Annotated in this window: 7 protein-coding genes; all 7 read right to left on the bottom strand. The window is 42.1% G+C overall.

Annotation, left to right across the window (positions count from 1 at the left end; genetic code table 11):
* Positions 1 to 123: 123 nt before the first annotated feature.
* Complete coding sequence (locus tag PX482_RS20705; RefSeq protein ID WP_288024163.1) at positions 124 to 1395, bottom strand: Dyp-type peroxidase; 1272 nt, start codon at positions 1393 to 1395, stop codon at positions 124 to 126.
* Positions 1396 to 1463: 68 nt separating this feature from the next.
* Positions 1464 to 2474 (bottom strand): L-dopachrome tautomerase-related protein, encoded by a 1011-nt coding sequence (locus PX482_RS20700; RefSeq protein ID WP_043999400.1) that lies wholly within the window; start codon positions 2472 to 2474, stop codon positions 1464 to 1466.
* 94 nt (positions 2475 to 2568) lie between these two features.
* On the bottom strand, positions 2569 to 4530 hold the full coding sequence (locus tag PX482_RS20695; protein ID WP_288095572.1) for a galactose oxidase early set domain-containing protein: 1962 nt from the start codon (positions 4528 to 4530) through the stop codon (positions 2569 to 2571).
* A gap of 14 nt (positions 4531 to 4544) precedes the next feature.
* Positions 4545 to 5522, bottom strand: coding sequence for a sugar phosphate isomerase/epimerase family protein (locus PX482_RS20690; protein WP_288024157.1), 978 nt, complete (start codon positions 5520 to 5522; stop codon positions 4545 to 4547).
* Between the two features lie 112 nt (positions 5523 to 5634).
* Positions 5635 to 6024, bottom strand: a complete 390-nt coding sequence (locus tag PX482_RS20685) for a DUF4904 domain-containing protein (protein WP_002762506.1) — start codon at positions 6022 to 6024, stop codon at positions 5635 to 5637.
* Positions 6025 to 6058: 34 nt separating this feature from the next.
* Positions 6059 to 6532 carry a YybH family protein gene (locus PX482_RS20680; RefSeq protein WP_002762504.1) on the bottom strand — a complete coding sequence of 158 codons (474 nt, stop codon included), beginning with the start codon at positions 6530 to 6532 and terminating at the stop codon, positions 6059 to 6061.
* A gap of 194 nt (positions 6533 to 6726) precedes the next feature.
* Positions 6727 to 7278, bottom strand: a complete 552-nt coding sequence (locus tag PX482_RS20675; protein WP_288095575.1) for a TIM barrel protein — start codon at positions 7276 to 7278, stop codon at positions 6727 to 6729.
* Positions 7279 to 7402: the final 124 nt, after the last annotated feature.

Here is a 7402-nt window from a genome sequence, read left to right as displayed (position 1 = left end):
TTTAGGAGTTGTCAAAACAAAGCGAAAATCAACAGTCAAGCTGATTGTAGCACCTTTTCCTGACCGGCAACGAAGTAGTCCCCAATTTTTTTTCAATAACCCCTTGACAAATTACACACAAGCTTAACTTCTCACCAATGGATCGGGACCAACATTGACTTGGACAAAGTTTTTCGGATTAGCCCATCTTGCTTGCATAAAATTAAATTGATTTTCAATACTAGATTGAAAGCAAATGAACAGTAATCCTGAGTCCTTTTCGGGTTCTTTTGTGGCATCATTTTCTCCATAACTAACTGCCCGGCGGGTAATTCGGTGGTTTTTTTCGATCTTTAAGGCTTCGTTAAAACCGGGAGAAGACTCCACTATCCCCGTATCTCCCCGAGGGTTTGTTTTGCGAATGTGGGCGTGAAATGGGCACTTTGTCGCCGTTTGATCCTGATCGTAATTGAAGTTGTTAGTGGGTGTAACTGGAGAAGTTGGCATATCCGAGAGAGTAACTGGAGTTCCGTCCTGGAAACGGCCCACAATCAGGGCTCCTGCTAAGTCATCGTTGATGTTTAGAGTTTGAGCTAGTTGGTGCTGATCCTGGCGAAATGCTTTCACATTTTGTTCAAGTTTTCGATAAACCAAATAACTACCATAACTATCTTCAGTTCGTCCATTAGGATCCCTGACTAAAACAACATCTAGAGATGCCCGCGGATCCCATTGTTTAAAATCCCGGTCATCGCGTAGTGAGTTGTGAATATCTCGCTTCAAAAATAAAGGCTGACTCACACCATCAACAAAGCCAAAATGCTCGATGATTTGTCCGGCTTGATTTCTTAAGATAAAGCCATTATCTCGATGAACAATTTCAGCTATTTGGCACAATTGTGCCTCTATTTTCTTGACGGCTTCCGATAAATCGAGGATACTGTCATCGGCCACCAGTATTAAAGCGTCAATTTGAGTTTGAAAGCCGTTTTCCCACTGGTCAACCGGTGGATCTCCTAAAAAACTTCTGATGTCATCATTTTTCATCCCCATGCGAAATGGCTGATCTGAGGGAATTTGGTAGGGTTCGATTTTTAGGTATTCATAACCCTTACGAGATAAAAAGAAATTGGCAAACAAGCCACCCGATACTTGTTTGGTTCGGTATAGATGAGCCTCATCTGACTGTTGTTTAGCAGATTTTAGATATTGTTGGGCAAAAGTTTGAATCCACGTTCTGACTGGATTAGTCAGATCTGGTTTGAATTGTAAAAACAGATGGGTGCTATAGTCTCGTCCATGTCCCCGAAGAATATTGCCTTGTAAATCTTCCAGTAAAATCTGGTATTTACCAAGCTCTTCAGGATCAATGCCATTTTCTGGTAAGGTGTTTAAGTCTGCTTCTGTAAGTGCCATCGATTAACTCCTCTATTTAGGTTACAGTTTTGACAAGTTGAAACTAAATATTTTTACCGATTTATACCTCACGATTGCGAAAGTTTTAGACGAAAAATATAATAAGGTGGATGGGAAGAATCTTCCCCTGCGTTGAGAGGTGGTGAACGATTTAATTGATTACAATCCACATATAAATAACCATCGGATCCCAAGGTTAAACAATCAGTCCAAGACAATCTTTCATCATTTACTAGCAGTTGGTAGCGGCGATCTGGTGTAATCACCCCGATGCCATTAGCTGCTAAGTCTCCCAGATAAATATTGTTGTCTTGGTCAATAGTAATACCGTCACAAATTGGCTTATCGCTATATCGTTCAATTTTACTGCCCAGTTCAGCTTCACTTAAATTGGGGTTGCTCAGATCCTCACTCCGAATACGATACATACTGGTATGGTGCATTGGGCTTAAATAAACCCATTCATTGGCTGCATCTAAAACAATGCCATTGACACCCAAATGAGGACGAATCAAACTTCCATCAGATTGTTTAATTTGTACCGGTGTTCCATCAATCACCAGATCGATATCTTCTGGTATAATACCGGGGTATCCTTGCAAAATACGAGAAGCTAAGCCCGTTTTCAAATCAACCCTAATCAAAGCCGCTAATTTTTCTGGAGCCGGATCGGAAATATAGACGAAATTACGGGTCAGATCTATGACCAAATCATTAACAAAAGAATTATTGAGAGTGATTGGTGGGGGCAAATAAATTACCCGCGCTAATTGATTATTTTGGGTATCCCAAGCAACCAGTTTAGGGGTTGACTGGCTTTGATTGGCATTATCTAACATCCACACAGTTCCCTTAGCATCTGACTTGATACCTAAGACGGTATCAAGGGTAATAATTGTCCCGTCCGACTGATTAGGAAACGGGATTAAACCGTCTTTAGTTAATTCCGCTACCCGCATTTCAGGGTTATAAAATTGGTGCAGGCTAAGAATAAGCCGGCCATCTGGGGTTAGGGTTATGTTACCTGGAGCAAAGGGCAATTCTGCCACTACTTCTAAGCTATCAGATAGATATTTCATCAGCAGAATTTCTCCCAATTGATCAAAAAGAGTATTTTTTTTAATCGAAAACTTTCCTTGATTATTGTGCCTTGGATTGCCGATTTTTAGCACCTCAAGCCCCAAGCTTGACCATTTTGGCGTGAGATGGCTTACCCACATCATTAAGGTAGAACATCATGTAGTAGCCCGGTGGGTAAAGATTGGGACTGATTGACACTTTAAAGTCAATGGCAGACTCATCCCCCAAAGTGACCTTTTCTACCGCCAAATCAGCTAATCTTTGCCCAAAATCAAAAGAATGAGTGACTGAACCGAGTTTAACTAGAACTAGAGAGCCTTTTTCCGTGGCGTTCTTTACAGAAATGCTACCAGATTGGCCGTAGTTAAGCTCTTCAGTAGCTTTGACAATTTCTGGGCGAGGACCAGACTTAAATAAATAAGGAGGACTGAAGATCTCTCCTTGCCAAATTTCGGCTGGAACAAAAGGTTCTTTATCATTTTCCACGAAATAATGCTGAGGATCTTGATAAAAAGTATTGAGGTCAAATTCTTCAGGCTTTCCTGATTGATCATGCAGCTTGGCAAATTTAAAAAAGCTAGTCTGATCCCCTATAACGTTTACATGAACCGTGCCGTCTTTTTCCCTGGCAGCGCGGTTAGCATTGCCACCTAATACTAGGACACGGGCATCTGGTAATAAAACTGCGCCATTATGATATAACCTGGGCAATTTCGCCCGCTCCAAGCTCTGGGTTTTATACCCGGCTGCTGCGGTTGCATCGGGAGTCATCAATAAAGGTTCGTAAACGGGTAGGTATTCGGGATATTCACCTCCATTAACCACTAAAATTTCTTTAGTGGGTAAAATCACCGCTTGTAAGTTAGCTCTGGGGGTCTTGAGGAAATCGGGGAATATTTCCCATTTACCATTCTTTTCGCGACTGTTTGCTGGAGAAACCCAATGTTGTAAACTAGCGACGACTTTAGCGCCTGGAAAACCCGAAGTATTACCTCCTCGGCCAAAGGCAATACTATTAGTACCAATGATGCCTCCTAGTAACAAGACATCTTCGGAGTTAGGCACTTGTAGGGCGGTCCCGTAAGCCTTGCTGGTTTCTGCCCGGTCTGGCCCTACTTCAAAACTAATAGATAATTTTCCAGTTGCGTCTTCTTTAATGCTCATCAAATAGCTTTTTTTGCTGGAATGTGGCACTAAAACTCCGGCAATACCGGCTTCATCTCCTGTGAGCAACAGCCGTCCATCGGCTAGAGGAAAAACCCGGGGATAGAGGTCTATACTATCATAAACATCTCCATTTTCTACTTTAGTATTAAAGGGACTGTTTTTGATAGTTGTAGGATCAAAATAAGAGAGGTTTTCGGTTTTGGGATCGTAAATTTCGATACTGGGATTGATTTGATTAAGACCTCCCCATTTTAAACCGGAAAGAATCACTACTTTACCATCATTCAAGGAAATTAAACTCGGATACCAGCGTCCTTCTTTCATTTCCCCTAAGTCTTTCCATTTCCTGGTTTTCCAATCATATAAATTGAGTTGTTTTGTTCCCGTAAATGCACCGCCAGGATAATAACGTCCTGTTCCCCCCACAAATAAAACGTTTCCGTTCGCTAACTGTACATGACCCACACAAAAGAGATCGTTAGTTGTCCCGTGTTGTATGGCTGGGGGTGAGGGAATGCGTTCAACTTTACCTGTTTCGGGATCGAGCAGCCCTGTATTATTGACTACGTCGTAGTTTTTGACATCCACTCCCTCGGTAAATTGCGTAAATTGATCTTCTCCATTTTCTTTAACTACCAGACTGCGAAAACTACTGCCATTGACCATCAAAACCTTACCATTGGGTAAGACTATAGTATGGACAGACTGCATTCGATTTTCTGGCGGTGGCATGGGTAAGGTTTCCCACATTCCCATGATTTCTGGGTTTCCTTTTAAGGGAGCGGCAATCGCATTTTCCAAGCCACAAATGGCAATTCCTAATGCTAAAACAAATACCAGAAAGACTGAGATAATTTTAGCTTTTTTATCAGATAAACTAAAGCCCATATTACCTCTTAAGTTTAACGATAGCTGTTGATTGTTTCAACAATTTCTTGGCGTGTCGCTTTAATAGCAAGATCAGCAATATCATAGGCACTGGGATATTCATTGGCTGCATCTTCTCCCGGAATCCAAAACTTGCGTCGAGTCAGGCGCAATGAGTTAGTAAAAGCAGGAATAGCATTGAAAATCTCAACCGCCATTGGCCCATGATAAACCTTGAGAATTGGTTTTAAAAAAGATTGCCAAGGTAGCCAACTGGTATGAATGGCACCGCGATCTGGAGGAGACACCTGGATATAGTGGAGTCTTTCCTGTTCAGCAAGATACTTAACTTGTTGCTCAAAAATCTCAGGACCTTCGCCATCGAGAGTTTCATGGGCGCTATCGATTACCACTCCTACTTGTTTACTAGGAACCTCCTCCAAAAACTCAATTAATTGCGATAATTTGTTCGGTCCAGATGTTTCCCAGTGGGTGATCGGTTCGATCGCTAATTTGACATTCTTGCCCTTTGCATATTCACCTAACTGATTAAGAATCGGTTGAGCGTTCTCATAGCGACCTTTTAAATAATCCTGAAGTTGATCACTCCAGATAGGCTGTTTGGTGGATTCTGTAACTGGAAAAAGACCGTAAGGGATAACAATTGGACCCATCATGATATTACCCCTTAAAGCGGCGGTGATATCAACCCGTGACTTAAGATAATCTAGAGCTTCTTGTCTTATGTCAGGGTCGGGAGAACTGGGATCGAAGCTAGGGGTAGCCCCCACATTAGTAGAAATTTTTACCTCTGTCAATCCTTCGCTGTCTAGATATGACCTTAGTTCAGTATAGTTTTTAAGATCATCCTGAGCATAATTTGTAGTTCCTGGAGGCGGAGGTGCAATGGGAAACTCGAAACCAGTGTAACCAAAATCTTGCAGTTTTTTGATATGTTCAACAACCGTTTTTCGATATTCCGAGTTATCGGGCTTTAGATCGGTAGTAAACATGAAAAAGCTTAGGTAAATATCAGGCTGAGACAAGGAGGAAGATTTGCTCATTTTTGCTATTCCCGATGATGATTTTTTTTGATTCAAAAGTCAGTGTGAATTGAAAAACGAATTAATAGCCGTTGCCCGTAAGCCATTGAATCAATCCCGCTGGATTATCGATGACCGCTTTGGGATCGAACATCGGCCAAATATAGACAAGTCCTTCTTCGTCAAGACGGAAGAAATTGTGCAGGGTGTATAGAGTGCCTTTTGTTGTTTTCATCTGCCAGACCCCACTTGCCCTCGGGTATTCAATGGTAATTGACAGGACATTTACCTCTGAGACGCGAGTAGCAACACCGCTTACAAAGTTTGACACATCTTCCGTCCCGTTGATAGTTCTCTCACTGATCGGGCTAAGAAACTGTATCTGAGAAGAGAACTGCACCTCAGAGAAATCGCCAGTTCCGAAGGCACGGAAGTAGTTGTCAATAATGTGGCGATATTCTTCCTTATCCATTTTAGCTGTCTCCAAAAATGAAAGGTTTACAAAATTATTCCGGTTTATTATTCCAGATCTGGCGACTAATTTTCCAAACATCTTGCTCTTTTTTCATTAACCATAATGCCCGAAACTTAACGGACCTTGATGGGCTGCCATCTTTCGGGCGAATTGTGGCTCGAGAAATTCCTATGACATAACCGAAATCGCCCATAACCTTGATTTCTTCAGCAGTGAAAATAGGATCGATGTCGTTCTGTGCAATCTGTTCGGCAAACCCTTCAACTATTTCAGCAATTCCCGATCGATCGGGGACTCCAGGTGCCATCCAAAGGGCATCTTTTGTGTACATATCGGCGTAAGCAGATAGATCTCTCTCCCTAACATTGGTGGGATAGACTTCTTCAAATACGCTTCTGATTTTTGCGTGATCACTAGATTCCATGAGAGAGTATCCCATTTTGGATTGTGGATTTTGGATGGGGGGAGCGTCTGCATGAGAGAGTTTCAGGAGAAATTTTTCCATCTGTAAAAGGCAATGGTGAAAATGGGATGCTCCCTTTGATCATCTTTTGATCATCTCCCCCGCAATGGCCAAGTCAAACCGTAACCTGTCCAGAGAACTGGAATTTCGCAGGCAAGTCCCTAAGCTTTAAAAGTATTGCTAGGCAGGCATCCTAGCCGCAAAAACAAAACTACGGTTTTCCCTGTGGATGGGGTTTATAAACCCGTCAGTTTGCGCAGATATGTGCGAGCGATTACCGCGTTTTCTAAGGGATTTGTTTTGTTAGGATCTTGTTCTGCCTCGACCACTAGCCATCCTTGATAATGGGCTTTAGCAAGCTCTTGTAAGATGGGAGGAAAATCAATGGCACCTTTGGGGTCTCCCGGAACGGTAAACACCCCCTTCTGGATCGAATCTAGAAAGCTAATACCATCTTCTTCGGATTTATCTAAAACAGATTGGCGAATATTTTTTAGGTGAACGTGCTTGATCCGGTTAGCATATTTCTTGGTAACAGCTAAAGGATCAACTCCCGCATAGTATAAATGACCCGTATCAAGAAGCAATTTGACATTTTCTGGAGTGGTATTGGCCATTAACTTATCGATATCTTTGAGGTCTTGTACTCCCGTCCCCACATGGGGGTGGTAGCACAACTGCATCCCATTTGCCTTAGCTATTGAACCAAGTTGGTTTAATCCTTTAGTCATTTGCTGCCATTGCTCATCCGTAAACCGTGGTCGATCTTTTAAAGGCTCTTCGGTAATTGTTATGCAATGGACGGGGGTTATAAGGGATGGAACCCTTATATAGAAAAGCATTTAGCGATTTTTGTCAATTGTTTTTGCTCTAGAGCGAACTAATCAATTAAGTCTCTTGCCAGATAAGGAT

This window comes from Microcystis sp. M53602_WE12 (genome assembly GCF_030065455.1).
In the GTDB taxonomy this organism is placed as follows: Bacteria; Cyanobacteriota; Cyanobacteriia; order Cyanobacteriales; family Microcystaceae; genus Microcystis; species Microcystis aeruginosa.
This window is presented reverse-complemented; position numbering and strand designations above follow the sequence as displayed.

Bases quoted from the DNA above. Each gene is read 5' to 3' on its own strand.
- PX482_RS20705 (WP_288024163.1), bottom strand. From the start codon at position 1,395: ATGGCACTTACAGAAGCAGACTTAAACACCTTACCAGAAAATGGCATT.
- PX482_RS20700 (WP_043999400.1), bottom strand. From the start codon at position 2,474: ATGAAATATCTATCTGATAGCTTAGAAGTAGTGGCAGAATTGCCCTTT.
- PX482_RS20695 (WP_288095572.1), bottom strand. From the start codon at position 4,530: ATGGGCTTTAGTTTATCTGATAAAAAAGCTAAAATTATCTCAGTCTTT.
- PX482_RS20690 (WP_288024157.1), bottom strand. From the start codon at position 5,522: ATGTTTACTACCGATCTAAAGCCCGATAACTCGGAATATCGAAAAACG.
- PX482_RS20685 (WP_002762506.1), bottom strand. From the start codon at position 6,024: ATGGATAAGGAAGAATATCGCCACATTATTGACAACTACTTCCGTGCC.
- PX482_RS20680 (WP_002762504.1), bottom strand. From the start codon at position 6,532: ATGGAAAAATTTCTCCTGAAACTCTCTCATGCAGACGCTCCCCCCATC.